The following is a 26,156-nucleotide window of genomic DNA, read 5'->3' as shown; positions in this document are numbered from 1 at the left end:
GGACGGCGCTCCCGTTCAGCGCGCCGCCGCCTCGAAGAGCGTGTACATCGCGTCGCGCAGTTCATTGACGTCCCGCACCGGAGCGGGGAATTCGAAGCGGGCGTCGTAGCACTGCCCCCGGTCGTCGCAGAGCCGCAGCCGCAGCCCGTGCCGGTCCAGTGCGAGCGGCACGACGGACGGCAGATGGGCGGCGCAGCGGCCCTGTGTCCGCTCGCCCAGCAGCCCGCACAGCGTCGCCAGCTGCTCGCCGTGCGCCGCGTGCAGGTGTTGCAGCAGCTCGGCCTCGTACTCGATCAGCGGATCGGGGGCCGCGTCCCGGAATTCCTCCGGTTCGACCTCCTCGGCGCCCCACAGATCGTCGACGTACGCCTCGCCCGTCTCCAGCCTGAGCGTCATCCGGCCGGGCCCCGAGAGGCCGGGTACGGTGGTGAGCCAGCCGGAGACCCACGCGCGGCCGCGGATGCGGTGCGGGACGGAGACCGGGGCGACGTCCGTGAGCTCCAGCACAGCCGTGAGCTCGTCGTCCTCGGCGTGCGTCGCGGTCCGTACGGCCGGGGAATCGGCGGGGAGTTCGAGGAACAGATCCCCGTCGGGACCGACGCTCCGGGTGAGCGGCATCAGCTGGTCCCAGGCCGCTGCGTCCACCCCGGGGATGAGCAGCGCCGACGAGCAGGTACTCTGTACGAGAGTTCGTGTGCGCTCGGCTGCTGACGGCATCCGAGTGTTTTCAAGCCCGCCGGGACGCGGCTGACCACGATCTGATCGGTCCTCCGTCGTATCGGCACCCCGAGGGGTGTCGACGCTGTCAGTGCTGTCCGTGATGTGACTGGTGTTCCCCGGGCGAGACATGCGATCTCCTTAAGTAAGGTGAGCCTAACCTAACCTACAACGGAGGTCTGGAGAACGTGCCTAACCAGTCGCGTCCCAAGGTCAAGAAGAGCCGCGCGCTCGGCATTGCGCTGACGCCGAAGGCTGTCAAGTACTTCGAGGCCCGCCCCTACCCGCCGGGCGAGCACGGCCGTGGTCGCAAGCAGAACTCGGACTACAAGGTCCGTCTGCTGGAGAAGCAGCGCCTGCGTGCGCAGTACGACATCAGCGAGCGCCAGATGGCGCGCGCCTACGACCGCGCCAAGAAGGCCGAGGGCAAGACGGGCGAGGCGCTGGTCGTCGAGCTCGAGCGCCGTCTCGACGCCCTCGTTCTGCGTTCGGGCATCGCCAAGACGATCTACCAGGCCCGCCAGATGGTCGTCCACGGCCACATCGAGGTCAACGGTGGCAAGGTCGACAAGCCGTCGTTCCGTGTCCGTCCCGACGACATCGTGATGGTCCGCGAGCGCAGCCGCGACAAGCACCCCTTCCAGGTGGCCCGCGAGGGTGGTTACGACACCGACGGTGAGACCCCGCGCTACCTGCAGGTGAACCTGAAGGCCCTGGCCTTCCGCCTTGACCGGGACCCGAACCGCAAGGAAATCCCGGTGATCTGCGACGAGCAGCTCGTCGTCGAGTACTACGCCCGCTGATCCAGGCGTAGTCGCTCTCACCAGCGCTCGGGCCCGCCCCTCCCCGCAGTACGGGAGGCGGCGGGCCTGAGTGTTTTCCCGGGACCGGGCAGTGTCCCGGGCAGCCGCCCCGGAGCCTCCCGGTGCCCCGCGGGGCCGCTCGCCAGAGCTCTGGCCACCGCGGTGTCCGGATCCAGCTGCCCGCCCGCGCGCAGCCCCGCTTCGTAACGGTCGTCGCCCAGCTCCCGGCGGGCCAGTTCCTCGCAGCGCACCCGGGGCTGCCCGTAGTGTGCCGACCCGAACAGCGGCAGTCCCACCGACGGCCAGATCCGGTCGGCGGCCCCCTGGAGCACCGCCGCCTCCGCCGGATCGCCCTCGATGGCCGTGATCAGCGCCAGCAGCTCCAGGGTGAGCACCGAGCAGAGCAGGTCGTGGAAGGCGTGGCTGATCGCCAGCGACTGGCCGAGCAGCTCCCGGGCCTGTTCCGGCCGGCCGCGCTGCAGTGCCGCGAAGGCCAGTACGTACAGCGCGTACGACAGGGCCCACCGCTCCCCGTGGTCCTCGCAGATCTCCCGGACCTCTTCGCAGATCGAGGCCGCCCCGTCCGGATCCCCCTGGAAGCCGATCGCCATCGCGAGCTCGATCTGGGCCATCAGCACATTGCTGTTCAGCTCGCCGAGCTCCCGGTAGCGGCGCAGTGCCTCGTCCAGCAGCTCCTGGGCCCGGGCCATGTCGTCGGTGACGAGCGCCAGGCAGCCCGTCCGGTGCACCGCGTACGCGATCGCGGTGGGGTCACCGGCCCGCTCCGCCTCGTCCCGGCACTCCTGCAGCGCGGAGACCGCGCCGACCGGATCGCCCTGCAGCACGGCGACGTAGCCGAGCACCCACAGCGCCTTCAGCCGCGAGGAGTCGTACGGGGTGTCCTCCTCCAGCACGTGGTCCAGCCAGTGCCGCCCCTCCGACAGCCGGCCGCAGCCCACCCAGAGGAACCACAGGGTGCCCGCCAGATACTGCGCGAGATGGGCCTCGCCCGGGTTCTCCAGCGAACACTCCATCGCCCGCCGCAGATTCGGCAGCTCGCTCTCGACCCGGGCGGCCACCTCGCCCTGGCGCGGGCCGAACCAGTCGAGCTCGCACCAGGTCGCCAGCCCCAGGAACCAGTCCCGGTGGCGGCGCCGCAGCCGGTCGGTGTCATCGGTGGCCGCCAGCCACTCGGCGCCGTACTCCCGCACTGTGTCCAGCATCCGGTAGCGGGTGCCGTGCGCCGAGTCCTCGCGCAGCACGACGGACTGCGCGAGCAGCCCGGAGAGCACGTCGAGCACCGACTCGGCCGGCAGATCGGTGCCGCTGCAGATGTATTCGACGGCCTCCAGGTCGAACTGTCCGGCGAAGACCGAGAGCCGGGCCCAGAGCAACCGCTGCTCCGGGGCGCAGAGTTCATGACTCCAGCCGATCGCCGTCCGCAGTGTCTGGTGGCGCGCCAGCGCGCTGCGGCTCGAACCGGTCAGCAGCCGGAAACGGTCGTCCAGACGTTGCAGCACCTGGACGGTGGACAGGGCGCGCAGCCGTCCTGCGGCCAGCTCCAGCGCGAGCGGGATTCCGTCCAGGCGGCGGCACAGCTCCCGGGTGGCCGAGCGGTTCTCGTCGGTCAGCTCGAAGTCCGGCCGCACGGCGACGGCCCGCTCGGCGAAGAGCAGCATCGCGTCCTCGTCCGTCATCGGCGGGAGCGGGAAGACCAGCTCCCCGTCCAGTTCGAGCGGCAGCCGCCCGGCGGCCAGCACCCGCAGGTGCGGGGCCCGGCGCAGCAGTTCCCGTACGAGATCGGCGCAGGCGTCGACCAGGTGCTCGAAGCCGTCGATCACCAGGAGGAGGCGGCGGTCGGCCAGATGCTCGACGAGAGTGGTGCGGGGCGGTCTGCCGGTGTGGTCGGTGAGCCCCAGGGCGTCGACGAGGGCGTGTTCCAGCAGTTCGGGGTCGTGGATGGCGGAGAGCTCGGCCATCCGGACACCGTCGCAGTACCGTTTCTCCAGGAGTGCGGCGATCCTGGCGGCGCAGCGGGTCTTGCCCACGCCGCCGACGCCGACCACGGTGACGAGCCTGGACTCTTCCAGGAGCTGGGCGAGACGGACGAGTTCGTTCTCCCGGCCGACGAATCTGTTCAGTTCCGCCGGGAGGTTTCCGGGCGCGGTGGGGCCGTTCGGATCGTGGGGGGACGGAACGGAGCGCTGGGGGCGTCGCATGAGACACGCAGAGTACTGGCCCGAAAGCTCTCCGTACAATCTCCTTATGGCAACGCCCACCCTTTCCGCGGGTAATGCGGTACGGGGTGCGACCACCGGCGCGATAGGCTCGGGGGACGACGACCGGCCGCTGCGACGGGCCGTCGCCGGAGAGACAGACAGAGACAGCGACAAGCTAGAGAGCGGTGCACTGTGTCCGGTGGAGAGGTGGCCGGGATCCTGGTGGCCGTCTTCTGGGCGATCCTGGTTTCGTTCCTCGCCGTCGTGCTGGTGAGGCTGGCCCAGACGCTCAGGGCGACCACCAAGCTCGTGGCGGACGTGACCGAACAGGCGGTCCCGCTGCTCGCCGACGCCTCCGCGACGGTGCGTTCCGCGCAGACCCAGCTCGACAAGGTCGACGCGATCGCGACGGACGTCCAGGAAGTCACCTCCAACGCCTCCGCACTCTCCACCACCGTCGCCTCGACCTTCGGCGGCCCGCTCGTCAAGGTCGCCGCGTTCGGCTACGGGGTGCGGCGGGCCATCGGCCGCAAGGCCGACCCCGCACCGGAACCCGCCCGCCGGGCCGTGGTCGTCGGCCGTACCGTGCCGTCGGCGCGCGGCAGGAAGCGCAACGGCAGAAACTCCCGCGGATCGAAGGACTGACGCAGCCATGTTCCGCCGTACGTTCTGGTTCACCGCCGGCGCCGCCGCCGGTGTCTGGGCCACCGCCAAGGTCAACCGGAAGCTCAAGCAGCTCACTCCCGAGAGCCTCGCGGCGCAGGCCGCGGACCGGGCGATCGAGACGGGGCACAAGCTCAAGGACTTCGCCCTGGACGTCCGTGAGTCCATGGCGCGGCGCGAGGCCGAGCTGGGCGAGGCGCTGGGCCTTGAGGCGCCGGTCGATCCGGACCTCCCGGTGCGGCGGCACTACGTCGTCGAGGCGTCCGAGCCCGTCGGCCCCGAAAGGTCCCTCGGGACCACCGAATACCGCAAGCTCCCCTACAAGTCGTACAACCGGAATGAGGACCACTGATGGAGTCGGCTGAAATTCGTCGCCGCTGGCTGAGCTTCTTCGAGGAGCGCGGTCACACCGTCGTCCCTTCGGCGTCGCTCATCGCGGACGACCCGACTCTGCTGCTGGTCCCCGCGGGCATGGTGCCCTTCAAGCCGTACTTCCTCGGTGAGGTCAAGCCGCCCGCCCCGCGCGTCACCAGCGTGCAGAAGTGCGTCCGTACGCCGGACATCGAAGAGGTCGGCAAGACCACCCGGCACGGCACGTTCTTCCAGATGTGCGGCAACTTCTCCTTCGGCGACTACTTCAAGGAAGGCGCCATCGGTTACGCCTGGGAGGCTCTGACGAGCTCCGTGGCGGACGGCGGCTTCGGTCTCGACCCCGAGCGGCTGTGGATCACGGTCTACCTCGACGACGACGAGGCCGAGGCCATCTGGCGCGACAAGATCGGTGTGCCGGCCGAGCGCATCCAGCGGCTGGGCAAGAAGGACAACTTCTGGTCCATGGGCGTCCCCGGACCCTGCGGCCCCTGCTCCGAGATCAACTACGACCGCGGTCCCGAGTTCGGCGTCGAGGGCGGCCCGGCCGTCAACGACGAGCGGTACGTGGAGATCTGGAACCTCGTCTTCATGCAGTACGAGCGCGGCGCCGGTGACGGCAAGGAGGACTTCCCGATCCTCGGCGACCTGCCGTCGAAGAACATCGACACGGGTCTGGGCCTGGAACGCCTCGCCATGATCCTGCAGGACGTACAGAACATGTACGAGACCGACACCCTGCGCGTCGTCATGGACCGGGCCACCGAACTGACCGGCGTCCGCTACGGCGCCGACCACGGTTCGGACGTCTCGCTCCGTGTGGTCGCCGACCACATCCGCACCTCCGTGATGCTCATCGGCGACGGCGTCACGCCGGGCAACGAGGGCCGCGGCTACGTGCTGCGCCGGATCATGCGCCGCGCCATCCGCAACATGCGGCTGCTGGGTGCCACCGGACCGGTCGTCAAGGACCTCGTCGACGTCGTGATCGAGACGATGGGGCAGCAGTACCCGGAGCTGATCACCGACCGCAGGCGCATCGAGACCGTCGCCCTGGCCGAGGAGGCCGCCTTCCTCAAGGCCCTCAAGGGCGGCACCAACATCCTCGACACCGCCGTCACCGAGACCAAGTCCGCCGGCGGCAAGGTCCTCGCCGGCGACAAGGCGTTCCTGCTCCACGACACCTGGGGCTTCCCGATCGACCTCACCCTGGAGATGGCCGCCGAACAGGGCCTCTCCGTGGACGAGGAGGGTTTCCGCCGCCTGATGAAGGAGCAGCGGGACCGCGCCAAGGCGGACGCCCGCGCCAAGAAGACCGGTCACGCCGACCTGTCCGCCTACCGCGAGGTCGCCGACAGCTCCGGCGCCACCGACTTCACCGGCTACACCTCCACCGAGGGCGAGTCGACCATCGTCGGCCTCCTCGTCGATGGTGTGTCCTCCCCGGCCGCGTCCGAGGGCGACGAGGTCGAGGTCGTCCTCGACCGCACCCCGTTCTACGCCGAGGGCGGCGGCCAGATCGCCGACCAGGGCCGGATCCGGCTCGACACCGGCGCCGTCATCGAGGTCCGTGACGTCCAGAAGCCGGTTCCCGGCGTCCACGTCCACAAGGGTGTCGTCCAGGTCGGCGAGGTCACCGTCGGTGCTCCGGTCCTCGCCTCGATCGACGTCAAGCGCCGCCGTGCCATCGCCCGCGCCCACTCGGCCACGCACCTCACGCACCAGGCCCTGCGCGACGCGCTCGGCCCGACGGCCGCCCAGGCCGGTTCGGAGAACCAGCCCGGCCGCTTCCGCTTCGACTTCGGTTCGCCGAACGCCGTCCCCGGCTCGGTCATGACCGACGTCGAGCAGAAGATCAACGACGTGCTCTCGCGCGAACTCGACGTCCAGGCCGAGGTCATGTCGATCGACGAGGCCAAGAAGCAGGGTGCCATCGCCGAGTTCGGCGAGAAGTACGGCGAGCGGGTCCGGGTCGTCACCATCGGCGACTTCTCCAAGGAGCTCTGCGGCGGTACGCACGTCCACAACACCGCCCAGCTGGGTCTGGTGAAGCTGCTCGGCGAGTCGTCCATCGGTTCCGGTGTGCGGCGCATCGAGGCCCTCGTCGGCGTCGACGCGTACAACTTCCTCGCCAAGGAGCACACGGTCGTCGCCCAGCTCCAGGAGCTGGTCAAGGGCCGTCCCGAGGAGCTCCCGGAGAAGATCGCCGGAATGCTCGGCAAGCTGAAGGACGCCGAGAAGGAGATCGAGAAGTTCCGCGCGGAGAAGGTCCTCCAGGCCGCCGCCGGGCTGGCCGGGTCCGCCAAGGACGTACATGGCGTCGCCCTGGTCACCGGCCAGGTCCCCGACGGCACGACCGCCGACGACCTGCGCAGGCTCGTCCTCGACGTCCGCGGCCGCATCCAGGGCGGCCGCCCGGCCGTCGTGGCCCTGTTCACCACGGCCAACGGCCGTCCGCTCACCGTCATCGCCACCAACGAGGCCGCCCGCGAGCGCGGTCTCAAGGCCGGTGACCTGGTCCGTACCGCCGCCAAGACCCTCGGCGGCGGCGGTGGCGGCAAGCCGGACGTCGCCCAGGGCGGCGGCCAGGACCCCGAGGCCATCGGTGCCGCGGTGTCCGCCGTCGAACGCCTCGTCACCGAGACGGCGTGACGACGGAATGACGCAGATGCGCCGCGGTCGTCGTCTCGCGATCGATGTCGGGGACGCCCGGATCGGGGTCGCCTCGTGCGACCCCGACGGGATCCTCGCCACGCCGGTGGAGACCGTACCGGGACGTGATGTCCCGGCGGCCCACCGGCGGCTCGGGCAGATCGTCGAGGAGTACGAGCCGATCGAGATCATCATCGGCCTGCCGCGGTCCCTCGGCGGCGGTGAGGGGCCCGCCGCCGCCAAGATCCGGGTCTTCGCCCAGGAGGTCGCCCGCTCGGTCGCACCCATTCCGGTGCGCCTGGTGGACGAGAGGATGACCACAGTGACGGCCAGTCAGGGGCTGCGCGCTTCGGGCGTGAAGTCCAGGAAAGGCCGATCCGTCATCGACCAGGCTGCCGCTGTGGTGATCCTTCAGAACGCTCTGGAGTCCGAACGGGCGTCGGGCCGAGCACCCGGCGAAGGCGTCGAAGTGGTTGTCTGATCGCGATACGGTAACGTTCCGCGCGATGCGGCGGTGCTTCGAACAAACACCGCACAGCAAGAGACGGAACGTCGTCTCGCGGCTCTAGGGGATCGATGACTGAGTATGGCCGGGGCCCCGGCTCCGAACCGTGGCATCCCGAGGACCCCTTGTACGGGGACCAGGGACGGGGAGGACAGCAGTCCCCCCACGGCCAGAGCCAGTACGGCGGCCAGCAGCAGCCCTACCCGCACGATCCGTACGCGCAGCAGCCGCAGCAGCAGGACCCGTACGCGCAGCAGCCGCAGGCGCAGGATCCGTACGCGCAGCAGCAGGATCCGTACACGCAGCAGCAGGACCCGTACGCGCAGCAGCCGCAGGCACAGGACCCGTACGCGCAGCAGCACTACCAGCAGCAATCCGGCTACGGAGTCCCGCAGGATCCGCACGCGCAGCAGCCCCAGCCTCAGCAGCCGCAGTACGACAACGGCGGCTGGGGCACCGGGCAGCAGCCCGCCGCGATGCCCTACGAAGCCCAGCCGGCTGCCGACCCGTACGGCGGACAGGGCGGCTACGGCGAGACGCAGGACTACTACGGCACGCCGGAGGCGTATCCGCCGCCGCAGCCCCCGGGCCGTCGTGAGGCCGCTCCCCAGCAGGCCCCGACGCAGACTCCGGACTGGGACCCCGAGGTCCAGCCGGAGGAGACCCACCCGTTCTTCACGGGCGCCGACGCCGACGCCGACGGCGACCGCGACGACGGCGACGGCAAGGACGACGACCACGACGACGACCCGCGTGAGTCGCGCCGCGGCAGCCGGGGCGGCAACGAGCGCCGGGGCAAGGGCAAGAAGAAGAGCCGCAACGGCTGTGCCTGTCTGGTCGTCTCGCTGGTCCTGGTCGGCGGCCTCGGCGGGGCGAGCTACTTCGGCTACTCGTACTGGAAGGACAAGTTCGGCGCCGCGCCGGACTACGCGGGCAGCGGTTCCGGATCGGTCGAGGTGGAGATCCCCAAGGGAGCCTTCGGCTACGACATCGGCAACATCCTGAAGAAGCAGGGTGTCGTCAAGAGCGTCGACGCGTTCGTCTCCGCGCAGAGCGAGAACCCCAAGGGGAAGTCGATCCAGGCCGGGGTGTATCTCCTCCACTCGAAGATGTCCGCGGCCGAGGCCGTCAAGATGATGGTCGACCCGACGAGCCAGAACCTTCTGGTCATTCCCGAGGGACGCCGCAACGTCCAGATCTACGAGCTGGTCGACAAGAAGCTGGACCTCAAGGCGGGCACGACCGAGGGCATCGCCAAGTCCGATGCGTCCGACCTCGGTCTGCCGGACTGGGCGAGCAAGAACAAGGACATCAAGGATCCGCTGGAAGGATTCCTGTACCCGGCCGCGTATCCGGTGACGAAGGAGACCAAGCCGGAGGCGATCCTCAAGAAGATGGTCGCGCGGTCAAACGAGGAGTACAAAAAGCTCGACCTCGAAGGAATGGCCAAGAAGTACAAGCTGGACGGCCCCTGGCAGGTCCTCACGGTCGCCAGCCTGGTCCAGGCGGAGGGGCTCACGCACGACGACTTCCGCAAGATGGCCGAAGTCGTCTACAACCGCTTGAAGCCCGACAACATCGCCACGAACCGCAAGCTGCAATTCGACTCCGCTTTCAATTACCTGAAGAAGCAGAGCAAGATCAAGATCAGTTCGAACGAGATCCTGACCAACCCGGATCCCTACAACACCTATTACCACGCGGGACTTCCGCCGGGTCCGATCAGCAACCCGGGCGACGAAGCCCTGCGGGCCACGCTCAGCCCCACCAGCGACGGCTGGATGTACTTCATCTCGCTCGACGGCAAGAAGACGGAGTTCACCAAGACGGCCGCCGAGCACGACAAGCTCAACGACAAGTTCAAGGAAAAGCATGGCCTCGGCTGACCGGCGCCACCGGGCCGCCGTCCTCGGTTCGCCCATCGCGCACTCGCTCTCCCCGGTGCTCCACCGGGCCGCGTACGCCGAACTCGGCCTCGACGGCTGGACGTACGACCGGTTCGAGGTCGACGAGGCCGCGCTGCCCGGCTTCGTCCAGGGGCTCGACTCCACCTGGGCCGGGCTCTCGCTGACCATGCCGCTCAAGCGGGCGATCATTCCGCTGCTGGACTCCGTCAGCGCGACCGCGTCCTCGGTGGAGGCCGTCAACACAGTCGTCCTCACCGAGGACGGCCGGCTGACCGGCGACAACACCGACATCCCCGGAATGATCGCCGCGCTGCGCGAACGCGGGGTGGAGAAGACCGAGTCCGCCGCCGTCCTCGGCGCCGGCGCCACCGCCTCGTCCGCGCTCGCCGCGCTCGCGCAGATCTGCACGGGACCGGTCACCGCCTATGTCCGCAGTCGCGAGCGCGGTGACGAGATGCGCGGCTGGGGCGAACGCCTCGGCGTGGACGTCCGGATCGCCGACTGGGCGGAGGCCGAGCAGGCCCTGCGCGCCCCGCTGGTCGTGGCGACCACCCCGGCCGGGGCCACCGACGGGCTGATGGGCGCCGTACCGGAGCGTCCCGGCACGCTCTTCGACGTGCTGTACGAGCCCTGGCCCACCGGGCTCGCGTCCGCCTGGACGGCCCATGGCGGCCCAGTCATCGGAGGTCTGGACCTCCTGGTGCACCAGGCCGTCCTCCAGGTCGAGCAGATGACGGGCCGATCCCCGGCGCCGCTGGCCGCCATGCGCCGGGCCGGCGAACAGGCGCTGGCCGCCCGCTGACCGTGCTTCCGGCCCGCCGGCCCGTCCGTCTGATGGACCGGCGGCGGGCCGAGCTCCCCGGCCGTGGGAGGATCGGGGGCGGCGGGCCAGGGCCGCGCACCCGGTCGCGCCGTCGCAGTTCCAGGCGCGAGCATGAGGAGCACCGTTGAGCAGGTTGCGCTGGCTGACCGCGGGGGAGTCGCACGGCCCCGCACTCGTGGCGACGCTGGAGGGTCTTCCCGCCGGCGTCCCGATCACCACGGAGATGGTGGCGGACGCACTCGCCCGGCGGCGGCTCGGTTATGGCCGCGGCGCGCGGATGAAGTTCGAGAAGGACGAGGTCACCTTCCTCGGCGGGGTCCGCCACGGCCTCACCATGGGCTCCCCGGTCGCCGTGATGGTGGGCAACACCGAGTGGCCCAAGTGGGAGCAGGTCATGTCGGCCGACCCGGTCGACCCCGCGGTCCTGTCCGAGCTGGCCCGTAACGCCCCGCTGACCCGCCCGAGGCCCGGCCACGCCGACCTCGCGGGCATGCAGAAGTACGGCTTCGACGAGGCCCGGCCGATCCTGGAGCGCGCCAGCGCCCGGGAGACGGCGGCCCGCGTCGCGCTCGGCGCCGTCGCCCGGTCCTACCTCAAGGAGACCGCCGGCATCGAGATCGTCAGCCATGTCGTCGAGCTGGCCGCGGCCAGGGCGCCCTACGGCGTCTACCCGACGCCCGCCGACGTCGAGAAGCTCGACGCCGACCCGGTGCGCTGCCTGGACGCCGACGCGAGCAAGGAAATGGTCGCCGAGATCGACCAGGCCCACAAGGACGGCGACACCCTCGGCGGCGTCGTCGAGGTGCTGGCGTACGGGGTGCCCGTCGGCCTGGGCTCGCACGTCCACTGGGACCGCCGGCTCGACGCCCGGCTCGCCGCCGCCCTGATGGGCATCCAGGCCATCAAGGGGGTCGAGGTCGGCGACGGCTTCGACCTGGCCCGGGTCCCCGGCTCGAAGGCGCACGACGAGATCCTGGTGACCGAGGACGGCATCAAGCGCGCCTCCGGCCGCTCCGGCGGCACCGAGGGCGGTCTGACCACCGGCGAACTGCTCCGGGTCCGGGCCGCGATGAAGCCCATCGCGACCGTGCCGCGCGCACTCGCCACCGTCGACGTCGTCACCGGCGAACCCGCCAAGGCCCACCACCAGCGCTCCGATGTCTGCGCCGTTCCGGCCGCGGGCATCGTCGCCGAGGCGATGGTCGCCCTGGTCCTGGCCGACGCCGTCGCGGAGAAGTTCGGCGGCGACAGCGTCGCCGAGACCCACCGCAACGTGCAGTCGTACCTCGACCACCTCCAGATCCGATGAGCGGCCCGCTGATCGTCCTCGTCGGACCGATGGGCGTCGGCAAGTCCACGGTCGGTGAGCTGCTCGCCGGCCGGCTGGGCACCGGCTACCGGGACACCGACGCGGACGTCGTGGCCACGGCCGGCAAGCCGATCCCGGAGATCTTCTACGACGAGGGCGAGGAGCACTTCCGCGAGCTGGAGCGGCGCGCGGTGCACACCGCCGTCGCCGAGCACACCGGCGTCCTCTCCCTCGGCGGCGGCGCCGTGCTCGACGCGACGACCCGCGAGCTGCTCGCCGGGCGCCCCGTCGTCTACCTCTCGATGGAGGTGGAGGAGGCCGTCAAGCGGGTCGGCCTGAACACCGCCCGCCCGCTGCTCGCGGTCAACCCGCGGCGGCAGTGGCGGGAGCTGATGGACGCCCGCCGCCACCTGTACACCGAGGTGGCCCGGGTGACCGTCGCCACCGACGAGCGCACCCCCGAAGAGGTCGCCCAGGCGGTCCTCGACGCACTGGAACTGCCGGAGCGCACGGACGATCCCGTCGCGCCCGGCCGGGAGAACACAGCCATGACCGAGCAGGGCCCCACCCGTATCCGGATCGCAGGCAGCGCGGGCACCGACCCGTACGAGGTGCTGGTGGGCCGGCAACTGCTGGGCGAGCTGCCCACGCTCATCGGCGACCGTGCCAAGCGCGTCGCGGTGCTGCACCCCGAGGCGCTCGCCGAGACCGGTGAGGCGGTCCGTCAGGACCTCGCCGAGCAGGGCTACGAGGCCATCGCGATCCAGCTGCCGAACGCCGAGGAGGCCAAGACCGCCGAGGTCGCGGCGTACTGCTGGAAGGCGCTCGGGCAGACCGGCTTCACCCGCACCGACGTGATCGTCGGCGTCGGCGGCGGCGCCACCACCGACGTGGCGGGCTTCGTCGCGGCGACCTGGCTGCGCGGGGTGCGCTGGATCGCCGTGCCGACCACCGTGCTCGCCATGGTCGACGCGGCCGTCGGCGGCAAGACCGGCATCAACACCGCCGAGGGCAAGAACCTCGTCGGCGCCTTCCACCCGCCGGCCGGGGTGATCTGCGACCTCGCCGCGCTGGACTCGCTGCCCGTGAACGACTACGTCAGCGGCATGGCCGAGATCATCAAGGCCGGCTTCATCGCCGACCCGGCGATCCTCGACCTGATCGAGGCCGACCCCCAGGGCGCCCGCACGCCCACCGGGCCGCACACCGCCGAGCTGATCGAACGCGCCATCAGGGTCAAGGCCGAGGTCGTCTCCAGCGACCTGAAGGAATCCGGGCTGCGCGAGATCCTCAACTACGGCCACACCCTGGCCCACGCGATCGAGAAGAACGAACGCTACAAGTGGCGGCACGGCGCGGCGGTCTCGATCGGCATGGTCTTCGCCGCCGAGCTGGGCCGGCTTGCCGGGCGGCTCGACGATGCCACCGCCGACCGGCACCGCGCCGTCCTGGAGTCCGTCGGACTGCCGCTCACCTACCGCGGCGACCAGTGGCCCAAGCTGCTGGAGAACATGAAGGTCGACAAGAAGTCCCGTGGCGACCTGCTGCGCTTCATCGTCCTGGACGGCCTCGGCAAGCCCACCGTCCTGGAGGGGCCCGATCCGGCCGTGCTGCTGGCCGCCTACGGGGAGGTGTCGGCGTGACCCGCCGGGTGTTCGTCCTCAACGGCCCGAACCTCGGCCGGCTCGGCTCCCGCGAGCCCGATGTCTACGGGGCCACCTCGTACGCCGGACTCGTCGAGGCCTGCCGCACCCTCGGCAAGGAACTCGGCTTCGACGTCGACGTCCGCGAGACCAATGACGAGGGGGAGCTGATCCGCTGGCTCCACGAGGCCGCGGACGGATCAATTCCGGTCGTTCTCAACCCGGGTGCCTTCACCCACTACTCGTACGGGATGCGGGACGCGGCGGCCCAGCGCACCGCCCCGCTGATCGAGGTGCACATCTCGAACCCGTACGCACGGGAGGAATTCCGCCACAATTCCGTGGTCGCACCGGTGGCCACGGGGACGGTGGCCGGATTCGGTATCGGCTCCTACCGCCTCGCCCTGCGCGCCCTCGCGGACGAGCTGACCGGCTGACAAACCGGTTTCCCGGCCATCCGGGCACCGTCGCGCGTTCCCGGCCGTTGTCCCAGCGGCGGCCGGGAACGGTACGGTTGCCGTCCCATCAGCGCCAGTTGCCTGTACGAGACGGAGTGGCACCGGATGCAGCACGCAGTGGGGGCCCCGCTGCCGCCGCCCCAAGGACCCGGACGCGGACCTGTCGGCTGGTCGCACCAGGCCCAGCACCCCGGCCACCCCGGTCCGCCGGGGCCGCCGCCCATCACCCCGCCCGCGCCCGGCGGCTGGAGCGGGCCGGCCCCGCACCATGCCCCGGGCCCTCCCCTCAGGGAGACCACGGGACACGTCCAGCTGCCGCCCGGCGGCCCGGTCCCGTTGCCCGCGCCGCCCGCCGAACCCGGCACCGGCAGCGCGACCCTCGCGGTCCTCCTGATCGGCCCCGCGGGCGCCGGCAAGACCACCGTGGCCAAGCTCTGGGCCAGCCGCCGCCGGGTGCCCACCGCCCACGTCAGCCTCGACGACGTCCGTGAATGGGTCTGCTCCGGATTCGCCGACCCGCAGGCCGGGTGGAACGACCACTCCGAGGCCCAGTACCGCCTGGCCCGCCGCACCTGCGGCTTCGCCGCCCGCAATTTCCTCGCCAACGGAATCTCCTGCATCCTCGACGACGCGGTCTTCCCCGACCGGCCGGTGGTCGGACTCGGCGGCTGGAAGCGCCATGTGGGCCCCGGGCTCCTGCCCGTCGTGCTGCTGCCCGGCCTGGAGATCGTGCTGGAGCGCAACGCCGCCCGCAGCGGGAACCGCCGCCTCTCGGACGAGGAGGTCGCCAGGATCCACGGCCGGATGGCCGGCTGGTACGGCTCCGGGCTGCCGATCATCGACAACTCGACGTACGACGTGGAGACCACCGCCCGCGTCCTGGACGACATACTCGCCCGCTCCATAGCCAGCCCGCCGACCTGGTGAACCGTCACCGGGCGGTACTCCCGGTGCCCGGCCGCCCCCCGGTCGGGTGCGCTGACCGCGCAGGCCCGCGCCACCACTCGTAGGCTCGTGGCATGTCAGAGGTGTACGCCGTCCGCCGCGGGCTGCTTCGCGACCGGTGCGCCGCCGTCGGATCCGCGGCCGCTCTGGTCTCCCGCCCCGCCAACGTCCGCTATCTCGCGGGCGGAGCGCCCCCAGGTGCCGTGCTGCTGCTCGGACCCGGCGGGGACGTCCTGCTCTCTCCCCGGGACCCGGGCGGTGATCCCGCCGACGGGCGCACCGACGAGCAGCTGAGGATCTCTCCGCTGCCGGCCTCCGACGGCGATCCGGCGGTCGCCGCCGCCGAGCTGGCCGGTTCCTCGGGCGCGGAGTCGCTGGCCGTCGAGGAGCACCATCTGACGGTCGCCCGCCACCGGGCCATGGGCTCGGTGGCCCCTCGGCTGAGGCTGGCCGATCTCGGCGCCACCGTCGAGCAGCTGCGGGTGGTCAAGGACGAGGAGGAGATCGCCTGCCTGCGGATCGCCGCCGAGATCACCGACCAGGCCCTGGGCGAACTCCTGGAATCCATCCTGGTGGGCCGCACCGAACGGCACCTCGCCCTGGAGCTGGAGCGCCGGCTGGTGGACCACGGCGCCGACGGGCCCGCCTTCGCCACCTCCGTGGCCACCGGACCGAACTCGGGCCAGGGACGCCACCGCCCCTCGGACCGGCGGGTGGAGGAAGGAGATTTCCTCTCCGTCTGTCTCGGCGCGAACTACCGCGGCTACCGTTGCGAGATCGGGCGTACGTTCGTCATCGGGACGACGCCGGCCGACTGGCAGATCGAGCTCTACGACCTGGTTTTCGCCGCTCAGCGGGCCGGGCGCGAGGCCCTCGTGCCGGGCGCGGCCTACCGCGACGTGGACCGTGCGGCCCGGCACCTCCTGGACTCCGCGGGGCACGGCGGGGGTCTGGCACCCTGGACCGGGCACGGGGTGGGACTCGAAATCGACGAGGACCCGCAGTTGGCACCTGCGGCCATGGGTAAACTGGACGCTTGTGTGCCGGTCACCGTCGAACCGGGGGTCCACCTCCCGGGCCGGGGCGGGGTCCGGATCGATGACACGCTCGTCGTGCGCCCCGAGGCGGACGGCGGACCCGAGCTACTCACCATTACGACCAAGGAGCTGCTCGCGCTCTAGCGCGCATCCTCGGTCGTTCCACCAGCTTCAGTCCAGGAGATTCCGCAACCGTGGCTTCCACGAACGACCTCAAGAACGGCCTGGTGCTCAAGCTCGACGGAGGCCAGCTCTGGTCCGTCGTCGAGTTCCAGCACGTCAAGCCCGGCAAGGGCCCGGCCTTCGTGCGCACCAAGCTCAAGAACGTGCTCTCCGGCAAGGTCGTCGACAAGACGTTCAACGCCGGCGTGAAGGTCGAAACGGCCACCATCGACCGTCGCGACATGGAGTTCTCGTACATGGACGGCGAGTACTTCGTCTTCATGGACATGGACACCTACGACCAGCTCATGGTCGACCGCAAGGCCGTCGGCGACGCCGCCAACTTCCTGATCGAGGGCTTCAAGGCCTCCGTCGCCCAGCACGAGGGCGAGGTGCTCTACGTCGAGCTCCCGGCCGCCGTCGAGCTCGTCATCCAGGAGACCGAGCCGGGCGTCCAGGGCGACCGCTCCACCGGTGGCACCAAGCCCGCCACCCTGGAGACCGGTTACCAGATCCAGGTCCCGCTCTTCATCACCACCGGTGAGAAGGTCAAGGTCGACACCCGCACCAGCGACTACCTCGGCCGGGTGAACAGCTAACCGTGGCTGCCCGGAACAAGGCCCGCAAGCGCGCCTTCCAGATCCTCTTCGAGGCCGACCAGCGCGGCGAGTCCGTGCAGACGGTCCTCGCGGACTGGGTGCGGCACTCGCGGGCCGACACCCGTCAGCCGCCGGTGACCGAGTACACGATGGAGCTCGTCGAGGGGTACGCGCAGTACGCGGACCGGATCGACGACCTCATCGTGACCTATGCGGTGGACTGGGAGATCGACCGCATGCCGGTCGTCGACCGGAACATCCTGCGGCTCGGCGCCTACGAGCTGATCTGGGAGGACGGCACCCCGGACGCGGTGGTGATCGACGAGGCGGTCCAGCTCGCCAAGGAGTTCTCCACCGATGACTCCCCGTCCTTCGTGAACGGGCTGCTGGCCCGCTTCAAGGACCTCAAGCCGAACCTCCGCCGGGAGCAGTAGCCTCCGGGCGGCGTTCAGCCGGAGAAGGGCCCACGGTCGCTCGACCGTGGGCCCTTCGGCGTGCGGCGGCCGGTCACGCGCGAAGCACCGCGCGGCCGCCGGGTACGAAAAAGCCGTGCCGGCGCGGGCACCCGATGGGGTGAACCGCACCGGCACGGCGGCACGTTTCTTCAGCGGGGCGTCAGCCCTCTTCGTGGGCCACGGCGCGACGCGCGTCCGCGTCCAGCACACCCCAGCTGATCAGCTGCTCCGTGAGCACGGACGGCGACTGGTCGTAGATCACGGCCAGTGTGCGCAGGTCGTCCTGGCGGATCGAGAGCACCTTGCCGTTGTAGTCACCGCGCTGGCTCTGGATCGTCGCCGCGTAGCGCTGCAGCGGACCGGCCTTCTCCGGCGGGACGTGGGCGAGACGCTCCAGGTCCAGGACGAGCTTCGGCGGCGGCTCGGCGGCACCGCCGGGCGTCGTGCCGGGCAGGAGCTCCTGGACCGGGACCCCGTAGAAGTCCGCGAGCTCAGCGAGGCGCTGTACGGTCACGGCACGGTCGCCGCGCTCGTACGAACCGACCACGACGGCCTTCCAGCGGCCCTGGGACTTCTCCTCCACGCCATGGAGGGAGAGGCCCTGCTGGGTGCGGATGGCACGGAGTTTGGCCCCGAGCTGTTTTGCGTATTCGCTGGACATAAGGCTCCCCGGACGCTGGGACATTTCGCGGCTCCGCCGCGTTGCTGGTAACTCACTGTGAGGTTACGCAGCGTTACTTGGATGCGTCAAGCCGAATGGTCCGGACCGGCACCTCCCGGGGGCGGGAGCAGAGGCCGGCGCAAGCCCTGGTAACGTGGATGACGCAATTTCGACGTCCTTTAAGGTCCGTCCCGTGAGACGGAGAAGGAGGTCCGTTTCTTATGGACGCACAGCACGACGCCACCGGCAATGCGGCACGCCCCGTTCTGGAGGCTCCCGACATCGCCCGGGTACTGACCCGAATCGCCCACGAGATCGTCGAACGCGCCAAGGGCGCCGACGACGTGGTTCTCCTCGGCATCCCGACGCGAGGCGTGTTCCTCGCCCGTCGGCTCGCCGAGAAGCTCGAAGAGATCACCGGCGGAAAAATGCCGGTCGGCTCCCTCGACATCACCATGTACCGCGACGACCTGCGGCTGCGCCCGGCGCGCGCCCTGGCCCGCACCGAGATCCCCGGCGAGGGCATCGAGGACCGGCTGGTCGTGCTCGTCGACGACGTCCTGTTCTCGGGACGTACGATCCGCGCCGCCCTCGACGCCCTGGGCGACATCGGGCGGCCCCGTGCGGTGCAGCTCGCGGTCCTCGTCGACCGGGGACACCGCGAACTCCCGATCCGCGCCGACTACGTCGGCAAGAACCTCCCCACGTCGCTGCGGGAGACGGTCAAGGTCCAGCTCGCCGAGGAGGACGGCCGGGACGCCGTGCTGCTCGGTGTGGAGCGGACCGCCCCGACGGGCGAGCAGTAGCCCCAGCACCCCCGTACGGCCCGCCACGAGCCACTACGGCTGCTTCCGCACGCCCGCATGCCTGAACCCTCCAGCCCCCGGAGAACACCCAGATGAAGCGTCACCTCATCTCGGCCGCCGATCTCACCCGCGACGACGCCGTCCTGATCCTCGACACCGCCGAGGAGATGGCCAGGGTCGCGGACCGGCCGATCAAGAAGCTCCCGACCCTGCGGGGCCGTACCGTCGTCAACCTCTTCTTCGAGGACTCGACGCGTACCCGCATCTCCTTCGAGGCCGCCGCCAAGCGCCTCTCCGCCGACGTCATCAATTTCTCCGCGAAGGGCTCGTCCGTCTCCAAGGGCGAGTCGCTCAAGGACACCGCGCTGACCCTGGAGGCGATGGGCGCCGACGCCGTCGTCATCCGGCACGGCGCCTCCGGTGCCCCGTACCGCCTCGCCACCTCCGGCTGGATCGACGGCGCCGTCGTCAACGCCGGCGACGGCACCCACGAGCACCCCACCCAGGCCCTGCTGGACGCCTTCACCATGCGCCGCCGCCTGGTCGGGACCGACACCGGCCTGGGGCGGGACCTCGAAGGCCGCCGGATCACCATCGTCGGCGACATCCTGCACAGCCGGGTGGCCCGCTCCAACGTCCATCTGCTGACCACCCTCGGCGCCCACGTCACCCTGGTGGCCCCGCCGACCCTCGTCCCCGTCGGCGTCGAGCGGTGGCCGTGCGACATCAGCTACAGCCTCGACGAGGTGCTGCCGAAGTCCGACGCGGTGATGATGCTGCGTGTGCAGCGCGAACGGATGAACGCCGCGTACTTCCCGACCGAGCGCGAGTACTCCCGCCGCTACGGCCTGGACGCCGACCGCATGGCGCGGATGCCCGGGCACGCCGTCGTCATGCACCCCGGCCCGATGGTGCGCGGCATGGAGATCACCGCCGAGGTCGCCGACTCCGACCGGTGCACGGTCGTCGAACAGGTCGCCAACGGTGTCTCGATCCGCATGGCCGTCCTGTACCTGCTGCTGGGCGGGTACGAATCCGCCGCCCCCGCCGCCCCGTCCCGTACCGAGGAGAACAAGTAACCATGAGCAAGATCCTTATCCGCGGCGCGAAGGTCCTCGGCGGCGAACCCCAGGACGTCCTGATCGACGGCGAGACCATCGCCGCCACCGCCCGGCAGGGCGAAATCGACTGGAGTGGCACCGGCATCGAGGCCGCCGACGCGACCGTCGTCGAGGCCGGGGGCCAGATCCTGCTGCCCGGCCTGGTCGACCTCCACACCCACCTGCGCGAGCCCGGCCGCGAGGACTCCGAGACCGTCCTCACCGGTACCAGGGCCGCGGCCGTCGGCGGCTTCACCGCCGTCCACGCCATGGCCAACACCTTCCCGGTCGCCGACACCGCCGGTGTCGTCGAGCAGGTCTGGCGGCTCGGCAAGGAGTCCGGCTACTGCGACGTGCAGCCGATCGGCGCCGTCACCGTCGGACTGGAGGGCAAGAAGCTCGCCGAACTCGGCGCCATGCACGATTCGGCCGCCGGAGTGAAGGTCTTCTCCGACGACGGCAAGTGCGTCGACGACGCGGTGATCATGCGCCGCGCGCTGGAGTACGTGAAGGCCTTCGACGGCGTCGTCGCCCAGCACGCCCAGGAGCCCCGCCTCACCGAGGGCGCCCAGATGAACGAGGGCGTCGTCTCCGCCGAACTCGGTCTCGGCGGCTGGCCCGCCGTCGCCGAGGAGTCGATCATCGCCCGCGACGTGCTGCTCGCCGCCCACGTCGGCTCCCGGGTGCACATCTGCCACCTGTCGACCGCCGGCTCCGTCGAGATCGTCCGCTGGGCCAAGTCCAAGGGCTGGAACGTCACCGCCGAGGTCACCCCGCACCACCTGCTCCTCACCGACGAGCTCGTACGGTCCTACAACCCGGTCTACAAGGTGAACCCGCCACTGCGCACCGAGGCCGACGTCATGGCCCTGCGCGAGGCGCTCGCCGACGGCACCATCGACTGCGTCGCCACCGACCACGCCCCGCACCCGCACGAGGACAAGGACTGCGAGTGGGCCGCCGCCGCCATGGGCATGGTGGGCCTGGAGACCGCGCTCTCCGTCGTCCAGCAGACGATGGTCGAGACCGGCCTGATCGACTGGGCGGGTGTCGCCGACCGGATGTCGTTCCGCCCGGCCGCCATCGGACGGCTCGACGGACACGGCCGGCCCGTCTCGGCCGGTGAACCCGCCAACCTCACCCTGGTCGATCCGGCTTACCGTGGTGTCGTGGACCCCGCGGGCTTCGCCTCCCGCAGCCGCAACACTCCGTACGAGGGGCGCGAGCTGCCGGGCCGAGTCACCCACACCTTCCTGCGGGGCCGTGCCACGGTCGTCGACGGGAAGCTCGCGTGACAACACTCATCCCTCTGTACCAGCTCGCCGCCGACCGGAAGTCGGCCGAGGTGACCGACTGGTCCGCCCGGATCAGCTGGGTCGTCGGACTGATCGTCCTGATCGCCTTCGTCTACTGGCTGATGCGCCAGGGATGGAAGTGGCGGGGCAGCCTCCAGTCCGACCTGCCCGAGCTCGCCGCCACCCCGCAGGGGTACGCGGACGGCGAGAAGCTGCTCACGCTGAGCGGCCGCTACCACGCCTCGACCACCGCCGGGCAGTGGCTCGACCGGATCGTCGCCCAGGGTCTCGGCACCCGCAGCCGCGTCGAGCTCACCCTGACCGGACAGGGCCTCGACGTCGTACGGCCCGGCGCGGCCGACTTCTTCGTGCCGGCCGCCGCCCTGCGCGAGGCCCGGCTGGACAAGGGCATCGCCGGCAAGGTCCTCCCCGAGGGCGGCCTGCTGATCATCACCTGGGCGCACGGCGACAAGCTGATCGACTCCGGATTCCGCTCCGACCACTCCGCCGAGCACCCGGCGTGGGTCGAGGCCATCAACCAACTCACCAGCACTACGGAAGGCACCGCACGATGACGATCTCCACCCGGGGAGCCGCCAAAGCTCCCGCCGTACTCGTCCTGGAGGACGGCCGCGCCTTCCGCGGCCGCGCCTACGGGGCCGTGGGGGAGACCTTCGGCGAGGCGGTTTTCTCCACCGGCATGACCGGCTACCAGGAGACGCTGACCGACCCCTCGTACCACCGCCAGGTCGTCGTGATGACCGCCCCGCACGTCGGGAACACCGGGGTGAACGACGAGGACCCCGAGTCCGGACGGATCTGGGTCTCCGGCTACGTCGTCCGCGACCCCGCCCGGGTGCCCTCCAACTGGCGCGCGCAGCGCTCGCTCGACGAGGAGCTGGAACGCCAGGGCGTCGTCGGCATCAGCGGTGTCGACACCCGCGCGCTCACCCGCCACCTGCGCGAGCGGGGCGCCATGCGCGTCGGCATCTTCTCCGGTGACGCGGTCGCCGACGAGGCCACGCTGCTGGCCCGGGTCCTGCGGGCCCCCGAGATGGTCGGCGCCGACCTCTCCGCCGAGGTCGCGACCAAGGAGACCTACGTCGTCCCCGCGATCGGCACCAAGAAGTTCACCGTCGCCGCGATCGACCTCGGCATCAAGGGCATGACCCCGCACCGGATGGCCGAGCGCGGCATCGAGGTGCACGTACTGCCTGCGACCGCCACCCTGGAGGAGGTGTACGCCGTCGAGCCCGACGGCGTGTTCTTCTCCAACGGCCCCGGCGACCCGGCCACCGCCGACCACCCGGTCTCCGTCATGCAGGGCGTACTGGAGCGGAAGACCCCGCTCTTCGGCATCTGCTTCGGCAACCAGATCCTGGGCCGCGCACTCGGCTTCGGCACCTACAAGCTGAAGTACGGCCACCGCGGCATCAACCAGCCCGTGCAGGACCGCACGACCGGCAAGGTCGAGGTCACCGCGCACAACCACGGCTTCGCCGTCGACGCCCCGCTCGACAAGGTGTCCGACACGAAGTTCGGCCGCGCCGAGGTCTCCCACGTCTGCCTGAACGACCAGGTCGTCGAGGGGCTCCAGCTCCTCGACCAGCCCGCCTTCAGCGTCCAGTACCACCCCGAAGCAGCCGCCGGCCCGCACGACGCCGCGTACCTCTTCGACCGTTTCGTCTCCCTGATGGAGGGCCAGCGTGCCTAAGCGCTCCGATATCCAGTCCGTCCTGGTCATCGGCTCCGGCCCGATCGTCATCGGCCAGGCCGCCGAGTTCGACTACTCCGGCACCCAGGCATGCCGCGTACTCAAGGCCGAGGGCCTGCGCGTCATCCTGGTGAACTCCAACCCGGCGACGATCATGACCGACCCGGAGATCGCCGACGCCACGTACGTCGAGCCGATCACCCCCGAGTTCGTCGAGAAGATCATCGCCAAGGAGCGCCCCGACGCGCTGCTCCCCACCCTGGGCGGCCAGACCGCGCTCAACACCGCGATCTCCATGCACGAGAACGGTGTCCTGGAGAAGTACGGCGTCGAGCTCATCGGCGCCAACGTCGAGGCCATCAACAAGGGCGAGGACCGCGACCTCTTCAAGGGCGTCGTCGAGGCCGTCAAGGCGAAGATCGGCTACGGCGAGTCCGCCCGCTCGGTCATCTGCCACTCCATGGACGACGTCCTCGCGGGCGTCGAGACGCTCGGCGGCTACCCCGTCGTCGTCCGCCCCTCCTTCACCATGGGCGGCGCCGGCTCCGGCTTCGCCCACGACGAGGACGAGCTGCGCCGCATCGCCGGACAGGGCCTCACGCTCTCGCCGACCACCGAGGTGCTCCTGGAGGAGTCCATCCTCGGCTGGAAGGAGTACGAGCTGGAGCTGATGCGCGACAAGAACGACAACGTCGTGGTCGTCTGCTCCATCGAGAACTTCGACCCGATGGGCGTCCACACCGGTGACTCGATCACCGTCGCCCCGGCGATGACGCTCACCGACCGCGAGTACCAGCGGCTGCGCGACATCGGCATCGCGATCATCCGCGAGGTCGGCGTCGACACCGGCGGCTGCAACATCCAGTTCGCCATCGACCCGGCCGACGGCCGGGTCATCGTGATCGAGATGAACCCGCGCGTCTCCCGCTCCTCGGCGCTCGCCTCGAAGGCCACCGGCTTCCCGATCGCCAAGATCGCCGCCAAGCTGGCCGTCGGCTACACGCTCGACGAGATCCCCAACGACATCACCGAGAAGACCCCGGCCTCCTTCGAGCCGACCCTCGACTACGTCGTCGTCAAGGCCCCCCGCTTCGCCTTCGAGAAGTTCCCCTCCGCCGACTCCTCCCTCACCACCACCATGAAGTCGGTGGGCGAGGCCATGGCCATCGGCCGGAACTTCACCGAGGCGCTCCAGAAGGCGCTCCGCTCGCTGGAGAAGAAGGGCTCGCAGTTCTCCTTCGTCGGCGAGCCCGGCGACAAGGCCGAGCTGCTGGCCGAGGCGGTCCGCCCGACCGACGGCCGGATCAACACCGTCATGCAGGCGATCAGGGCCGGCGCCACCCAGGAAGAGGTCTTCGACGCCACGAGGATCGACCCCTGGTTCGTCGACCAGCTCTTCCTGATCAAGGAGATCGCCGACGAGCTCGCCGCCGCCGACGAGCTGGGCCCCGAGCTGCTCGCCGAGGCCAAGCGGCACGGCTTCTCCGACGCGCAGATCGCCGAGATCCGCAGCCTGCGCGAGGACGTGGTGCGCGAGGTGCGGCACGCGCTGGGCATCCGCCCGGTCTACAAGACGGTCGACACCTGTGCCGCCGAGTTCGCCGCGAAGACGCCGTACTTCTACTCCTCCTACGACGAGGAGAACGAGGTCGCGTCCCGCACCAGGCCCGCGGTGATCATCCTCGGCTCCGGCCCCAACCGCATCGGCCAGGGCATCGAGTTCGACTACTCCTGCGTACACGCCTCCTTCGCGCTGAGCGACGCTGGCTACGAGACCGTGATGGTCAACTGCAACCCGGAGACGGTCTCCACCGACTACGACACCTCCGACCGCCTGTACTTCGAGCCGCTGACGCTTGAGGACGTGCTGGAGATCGTGCACGCGGAGACCCTCGCCGGACCGGTCGCCGGTGTCATCGTCCAGCTCGGCGGCCAGACCCCGCTGGGCCTGTCGCAGGCGCTCAAGGACAACGGCGTGCCGGTCGTCGGCACGTCCCCGGAGGCCATCCACGCCGCCGAGGACCGCGGCGCCTTCGGCCGCGTCCTGGCCGAGGCCGGGCTCCCCGCCCCGAAGCACGGCACGGCCACCACCTTCGACGAGGCCAAGGCCATCGCCGACGAGATCGGCTACCCCGTCCTCGTCCGCCCCAGCTACGTGCTCGGCGGCCGCGGCATGGAGATCGTGTACGACGAGACGCGGCTCTCCTCGTACATCGCCGAGTCCACCGAGATCAGCCCCACCCGGCCGGTCCTGGTCGACCGCTTCCTCGACGACGCCATCGAGATCGACGTAGACGCGCTCTACGACGGCACCGAGCTCTACCTCGGCGGCGTCATGGAACACATCGAGGAGGCCGGCATCCACTCCGGCGACTCCGCCTGCGCGCTGCCCCCGATCACCCTCGGCGGCTACGACATCAAGCGGCTGCGGGCCTCCACCGAGGGCATCGCCAAGGGCGTCGGCGTCCGCGGACTGATCAACATCCAGTTCGCGCTCTCCGGCGACATCCTCTACGTCCTGGAGGCCAACCCGCGCGCCTCCCGCACCGTCCCCTTCACCTCGAAGGCGACCGCGGTCCCGCTCGCCAAGGCCGCCGCCCGCATCTCGCTGGGCGCGACCGTCGCCGAGCTGCGCGCGGAGGGCCTGCTCCCGGCCCACGGCGACGGCGGCACCCTGCCGCTGGACGCGCCGATCTCCGTCAAGGAGGCCGTGATGCCGTGGTCGCGCTTCCGCGACATCCACGGCCGCGGCGTCGACACCGTCCTCGGTCCGGAGATGCGCTCCACCGGTGAGGTCATGGGCATCGACTCGGTCTTCGGCACGGCGTACGCCAAGTCGCAGGCCGGCGCGTACGGTCCGCTGCCCACCAAGGGCCGCGCCTTCATCTCGGTCGCCAACCGGGACAAGCGCTCGATGATCTTCCCGGCGCGCGAACTCGTCGCGCACGGCTTCGAGCTGCTCGCCACCTCCGGCACCGCCGAGGTCCTCAAGCGCAACGGCATAAACGCTCGCGTCGTGCGCAAGCAGTCCGAGGGCGTGGGCCCGCAGGGCGAGAAGACCATCGTCCAGCTGATCCACGACGGCGAGGTCGACCTCATCGTCAACACGCCGTACGGAACGGGCGGCCGGCTCGACGGCTACGAGATCCGTACCGCGGCCGTGGCCCGGTCCGTACCGTGCCTGACGACGGTCCAGGCGCTCGCCGCCGCCGTCCAGGGCATCGACGCGCTCACCCACGGGAGCGTCGGCGTCAGTTCCCTCCAGGAACACGCCGAGCATCTGACCGCGGCCCGCGACTAGCAGCCGACAGGGG

At 70.6% G+C, this 26,156-nt stretch carries 23 protein-coding genes; 20 read left to right on the top strand and 3 right to left on the bottom strand.

The genetic code is table 11. From position 1 onward, the window contains the following. Positions 1-15: 15 nt before the first annotated feature. A complete protein-coding gene (locus tag ACGF8B_RS15945; protein ID WP_392738619.1) occupies positions 16-717 on the bottom strand; it encodes a DUF2470 domain-containing protein in 702 nt (233 codons plus the stop codon). 188 nt (positions 718-905) lie between these two features. Between ACGF8B_RS15945 and rpsD the strand changes: the two genes are divergently transcribed. After that, on the top strand, positions 906-1,520 hold the full coding sequence (rpsD, locus tag ACGF8B_RS15940) for a 30S ribosomal protein S4 (protein ID WP_018103888.1): 615 nt from the start codon (positions 906-908) through the stop codon (positions 1,518-1,520). Between the two features lie 17 nt (positions 1,521-1,537). On the opposite strand, the gene ACGF8B_RS15935 is transcribed toward rpsD, so the two are convergent. Then, a complete protein-coding gene (locus tag ACGF8B_RS15935; RefSeq protein WP_392738617.1) occupies positions 1,538-3,739 on the bottom strand; it encodes an ATP-binding protein in 2,202 nt (733 codons plus the stop codon). Positions 3,740-3,946: 207 nt separating this feature from the next. Here ACGF8B_RS15935 and ACGF8B_RS15930 point away from each other — a divergent pair, with 207 nt between their 5' ends. The 13 genes from ACGF8B_RS15930 (at position 3,947) to nusB (ending at position 17,245) form a co-directional block, all read left to right on the top strand. Next, a complete protein-coding gene (locus ACGF8B_RS15930; RefSeq protein WP_392739280.1) occupies positions 3,947-4,384 on the top strand; it encodes a DUF948 domain-containing protein in 438 nt (145 codons plus the stop codon). Between the two features lie 7 nt (positions 4,385-4,391). Continuing rightward, entirely contained in the window at positions 4,392-4,754 is a 363-nt protein-coding gene (locus ACGF8B_RS15925) for a DUF6167 family protein (protein WP_392738614.1), read from the top strand. Beyond that, positions 4,754-7,423: an alanine--tRNA ligase gene (gene alaS / locus ACGF8B_RS15920; RefSeq protein WP_392738612.1), complete on the top strand. Its 2,670-nt coding sequence runs from the start codon at positions 4,754-4,756 to the stop codon at positions 7,421-7,423. The genes ACGF8B_RS15925 and alaS overlap by 1 nt, the downstream gene beginning before the upstream one ends. 7 nt (positions 7,424-7,430) lie before the next feature. Beyond that, positions 7,431-7,904, top strand: coding sequence for a Holliday junction resolvase RuvX (ruvX, locus tag ACGF8B_RS15915; RefSeq protein WP_392738610.1), 474 nt, complete (start codon positions 7,431-7,433; stop codon positions 7,902-7,904). A gap of 95 nt (positions 7,905-7,999) precedes the next feature. Further along, positions 8,000-9,814: an endolytic transglycosylase MltG gene (gene mltG / locus ACGF8B_RS15910; RefSeq protein ID WP_392738608.1), complete on the top strand. Its 1,815-nt coding sequence runs from the start codon at positions 8,000-8,002 to the stop codon at positions 9,812-9,814. Continuing rightward, entirely contained in the window at positions 9,801-10,637 is an 837-nt protein-coding gene (locus ACGF8B_RS15905) for a shikimate dehydrogenase (protein WP_392738606.1), read from the top strand. The genes mltG and ACGF8B_RS15905 overlap by 14 nt, the downstream gene beginning before the upstream one ends. A 145-nt stretch (positions 10,638-10,782) precedes the next feature. Next, a complete protein-coding gene (gene aroC, locus ACGF8B_RS15900; RefSeq protein WP_392738604.1) occupies positions 10,783-11,967 on the top strand; it encodes a chorismate synthase in 1,185 nt (394 codons plus the stop codon). Then, positions 11,964-13,610: a 3-dehydroquinate synthase gene (gene aroB, locus ACGF8B_RS15895; protein ID WP_392738602.1), complete on the top strand. Its 1,647-nt coding sequence runs from the start codon at positions 11,964-11,966 to the stop codon at positions 13,608-13,610. The genes aroC and aroB overlap by 4 nt, the downstream gene beginning before the upstream one ends. Beyond that, entirely contained in the window at positions 13,607-14,047 is a 441-nt protein-coding gene (gene aroQ, locus ACGF8B_RS15890; protein ID WP_392738600.1) for a type II 3-dehydroquinate dehydratase, read from the top strand. Before aroB ends, aroQ begins: the two co-directional genes overlap by 4 nt. A gap of 126 nt (positions 14,048-14,173) precedes the next feature. Further along, positions 14,174-14,995, top strand: a complete 822-nt coding sequence (locus tag ACGF8B_RS15885; RefSeq protein WP_392738598.1) for a Pro-rich N-terminal domain-containing protein — start codon at positions 14,174-14,176, stop codon at positions 14,993-14,995. A gap of 92 nt (positions 14,996-15,087) precedes the next feature. Next, positions 15,088-16,194, top strand: a complete 1,107-nt coding sequence (locus tag ACGF8B_RS15880; protein ID WP_392738596.1) for an aminopeptidase P family protein — start codon at positions 15,088-15,090, stop codon at positions 16,192-16,194. A 50-nt stretch (positions 16,195-16,244) separates the two neighbouring features. After that, positions 16,245-16,811, top strand: coding sequence for an elongation factor P (gene efp / locus ACGF8B_RS15875; protein WP_329593674.1), 567 nt, complete (start codon positions 16,245-16,247; stop codon positions 16,809-16,811). A 2-nt stretch (positions 16,812-16,813) separates the two neighbouring features. Then, the gene (gene nusB / locus ACGF8B_RS15870; protein ID WP_342279859.1) at positions 16,814-17,245 is read left to right on the top strand and encodes a transcription antitermination factor NusB; all 432 of its coding nucleotides are present in this window, start codon (positions 16,814-16,816) and stop codon (positions 17,243-17,245) included. 181 nt (positions 17,246-17,426) lie between these two features. Here the strand turns inward: nusB and bldD are convergent, their stop codons facing one another. Further along, on the bottom strand, positions 17,427-17,927 hold the full coding sequence (gene bldD, locus ACGF8B_RS15865; protein WP_014044812.1) for a transcriptional regulator BldD: 501 nt from the start codon (positions 17,925-17,927) through the stop codon (positions 17,427-17,429). Between the two features lie 221 nt (positions 17,928-18,148). On the opposite strand from bldD, the gene pyrR reads away from it, so the two are divergent. The 6 genes from pyrR to carB all read left to right on the top strand — a co-directional run bounded on the left by pyrR (position 18,149) and on the right by carB (position 26,143). After that, positions 18,149-18,733, top strand: a complete 585-nt coding sequence (pyrR, locus tag ACGF8B_RS15860) for a bifunctional pyr operon transcriptional regulator/uracil phosphoribosyltransferase PyrR (RefSeq protein WP_392738590.1) — start codon at positions 18,149-18,151, stop codon at positions 18,731-18,733. Between the two features lie 92 nt (positions 18,734-18,825). After that, a complete protein-coding gene (locus tag ACGF8B_RS15855; RefSeq protein ID WP_392738588.1) occupies positions 18,826-19,812 on the top strand; it encodes an aspartate carbamoyltransferase catalytic subunit in 987 nt (328 codons plus the stop codon). A gap of 2 nt (positions 19,813-19,814) precedes the next feature. Then, on the top strand, positions 19,815-21,128 hold the full coding sequence (locus ACGF8B_RS15850; protein WP_392738586.1) for a dihydroorotase: 1,314 nt from the start codon (positions 19,815-19,817) through the stop codon (positions 21,126-21,128). After that, positions 21,125-21,703, top strand: coding sequence for a hypothetical protein (locus ACGF8B_RS15845; protein ID WP_392738585.1), 579 nt, complete (start codon positions 21,125-21,127; stop codon positions 21,701-21,703). Before ACGF8B_RS15850 ends, ACGF8B_RS15845 begins: the two co-directional genes overlap by 4 nt. Then, complete coding sequence (gene carA / locus ACGF8B_RS15840; RefSeq protein ID WP_392738583.1) at positions 21,700-22,842, top strand: glutamine-hydrolyzing carbamoyl-phosphate synthase small subunit; 1,143 nt, start codon at positions 21,700-21,702, stop codon at positions 22,840-22,842. Before ACGF8B_RS15845 ends, carA begins: the two co-directional genes overlap by 4 nt. Further along, positions 22,835-26,143: a carbamoyl-phosphate synthase large subunit gene (carB, locus tag ACGF8B_RS15835; protein WP_392738580.1), complete on the top strand. Its 3,309-nt coding sequence runs from the start codon at positions 22,835-22,837 to the stop codon at positions 26,141-26,143. The genes carA and carB overlap by 8 nt, the downstream gene beginning before the upstream one ends. The last annotated feature ends 13 nt before the right edge of the window (positions 26,144-26,156 follow it).

The organism is Streptomyces sp. NPDC047917 (genome assembly GCF_043204345.1).
GTDB classification, from domain to species: Bacteria; Actinomycetota; Actinomycetes; order Streptomycetales; family Streptomycetaceae; genus Streptomyces; species Streptomyces sanglieri.
This window is presented reverse-complemented; position numbering and strand designations above follow the sequence as displayed.